The 2,436-nt window shown below is 45.6% G+C and carries 2 protein-coding genes and 3 pseudogenes; 4 read left to right on the forward strand and 1 reads right to left on the reverse strand.

All coding sequences use genetic code 11. The annotated features are described in order from the left end of the window. A pseudogene (locus ACFIO3_RS11535) lies at positions 1-173 on the reverse strand (transcriptional regulator); the annotation flags it as partial. A 152-nt stretch (positions 174-325) separates the two neighbouring features. Here ACFIO3_RS11535 and ACFIO3_RS11540 point away from each other — a divergent pair. From ACFIO3_RS11540 to ACFIO3_RS11555, 4 genes and pseudogenes are all read left to right on the forward strand, one after another. After that, positions 326-619 (forward strand): helix-turn-helix domain-containing protein, encoded by a 294-nt coding sequence (locus ACFIO3_RS11540; protein WP_375607837.1) that lies wholly within the window; start codon positions 326-328, stop codon positions 617-619. A gap of 197 nt (positions 620-816) precedes the next feature. Next, positions 817-1,215: pseudogene (locus tag ACFIO3_RS11545) on the forward strand (hypothetical protein). Continuing rightward, a pseudogene (locus ACFIO3_RS11550) lies at positions 1,215-1,547 on the forward strand (ParB N-terminal domain-containing protein); the annotation flags it as partial. The pseudogenes ACFIO3_RS11545 and ACFIO3_RS11550, both read left to right, overlap by 1 nt. After that, positions 1,540-2,436: phage tail tape measure protein (locus tag ACFIO3_RS11555; protein WP_375704495.1), on the forward strand; the 897-nt coding region annotated here is incomplete at its 3' end. The pseudogene ACFIO3_RS11550 and the gene ACFIO3_RS11555, both read left to right, overlap by 8 nt.

The raw sequence follows: 2,436 nt of genomic DNA on the forward strand, positions 1-2,436 counted from the left end.
TTAATTACTGAGGATGGAGGCTCATGTGCTCCGATTTCATAATTGGCAAGGGTATTGCGTTGTAAATTAAGGCGTTGCGCAAAAATGCCCCGTTCTTCGTTTCCGAGCATTCGTCGTATTTCACGCAATCGTTTTGCCAGTTCTGTTTTAGGTTCTACTTCTGGACGTGCCAAAAAAAATCACCTCTATACAAAATACATTGTTTACAACACAAAATATTTGGTATATACCTCTAATTACAGCCCGATATTGAGGGCATTTATTATACATTTAACCCCACAAAAAACGGATGTAGGAGCGTCCGTTTAAAGCAGGAGCGAAAGTTATGACCACCACACAAGTCTGGGATCGCCATAGTATTTTAGCCGAGCTACGCCGCCGTAATATGACTTTGGCGGAGCTGGCTAAAGCATATCAATTACCGTCATCCAGCGTTCAACACATCTGGACACGCCCCAACGAGAAAGCCGAACGTGCTATTGCCGATTTTATCGGTTTTCCCGTCGAGCAAGTGTTCTACGACCGCTACCCCAAAAGTCGCCGTCGTATTTTTAAAGCAGCAAAACATGCCAATACAGATTCGGCAACACAGTCCGCATTGCGCGGTAATGCTGCTTGAACTTCGTTACACGGCTTTGCGTGTGTCATACGCATTTGCCATGAATTTAAATACCATAAGATGAAAAGGTTTATCAATGTCTAAAGATCAGTACGAAATAGGCAAGATAAATTGCATAGAGTTGCATCATAGAACAGCCGTTTGGGTAGTTTTGTTTTCCATAGGTGGTAAGCGGATTTTACTAATGGTGGATGGTTATGGTTGCAGCTTATAATTTATGGACGCCCGAGGCAAAAAGAGAAATCTTTAATCCTTATTCAGAAGCTGAACGGTTACAAATGATGCTTTCCTGTTCTTTAAAAGCAGTGAGTGGTGGCTTTCGGCATGTACCGATCCGGTATATTATTGATCCTCAGCATGGATTGTTTGATGCGATATTAGCGCGGCAAATTGCCATTCATATTTTGCATTATCAGTTTGAGGTACCGCGGCGGCGTATTGTTGCCATGCAAGTACGGCAGTAGACTGCTATCTTTCTTGCTTTGCAAGTGATTAATCGGCGTTTGGAAGAACCCGTTTTTGCGAAAGCTTATCGAAGATGGGCAGGGCGTGCGATGGATTTATTCTTACTAGAAATGGAAAAGGCGGGGGCGTGATGGCACAGTTTCAAGAGATTGCTTTAGATTTGATTGTTGTTCCCGAACGTATACGCCCTGTAGATGTTGAGCATGCCAAGGCACTTGCACAATCAATGGCGCGGGAGGGATTGATGAATCCGATTACGGTGCGTCATACACCTAATGCTAAAGAGGGTAATTACACGCTTATAGCTGGTGCACATCGGCTGAGGGCTGCTGAGCTTTTAGGCTATAGCGAAATTGATGCGGTTGTGGTGCAGGCGGATAAAGAGAATGCTGCGCTTTTAGAAGTGGCAGAAAACCTCTTTCGCAATGAATTGTCGGTGATTGATCGTGCGCTTTTTGTCCAGGCGACAATTTGAACTCTTACAAAACCGCATTGTGGCTTTGGGGATTAGCATTGGTGAAGTGCTTCTGCCTCCTCTCAACAGTTTGATGGAAAGTGTTGGGGGATTTGTCAATGGTTTGATGGCATGGGCGAATGCCCATCCTGCTTTAACAAGCGCCATTATCAAAACCATTGCTGCCCTTATGGCTTTTAATATTGCTCTGCGTGTGTTGCGTTTTACTATGGCCGGGACACGCCTTGGGCTTCTTCAATTGATGGGCTCTTTTATCAAGATGGGGGCTGTTAGTCGTGGTCTTTCTGCAAGCTGGCGAGGGCTATTGGCTGCAGGGCGCTCATTGGGTTTAATGGCAGCAGGGCTTGGTGGGAGTGCACTGCGTCTTCTTCGCCCAATGACTTTACTTGTGGGGGCTTTACGAGGGATAGCTGTCTCAGGAAGTGCATTTTCTGCCTCGTTTGGCTTTATTGGGACAGTGATCGAAGTGGTTGGGGCAAGTCTTTCCTCTGTTGTGGGGGGTATTTTTACTCCAATAGGGGCGGTCATTGCTGCTGTTGTGGCTGTCATCCTTGCTGCTGGTTTTGCTTTGTGGAAATATTGGGATCGTTTTTCTTCTTTTGTCAAAGGCTTTGCACAGGGGGTATCTCGGGCTTGGGGGCGTGCCTTTGAAGCCGTCATGCGCTTTTTTGGTGCCGATACTACCACCATAACCAAATGGAAAAACATCATTGCTGCTGCTTTCGACTTCTCTTCCCATTGGCAAAAGTTTAAACAAGGACTTTCCTCTGTTGTCGAGTGGTTTGGCAATTTGTGGGAGGGCGTTAAACGAAGCTTTTCCAACTTTTGGCAATGGTTGAAGAGTTTTTTTACACAGGAAAAGCTCTCGGAGAGTGCC

It is taken from the genome of Bartonella sp. AD328YNZD (assembly GCF_042196425.1).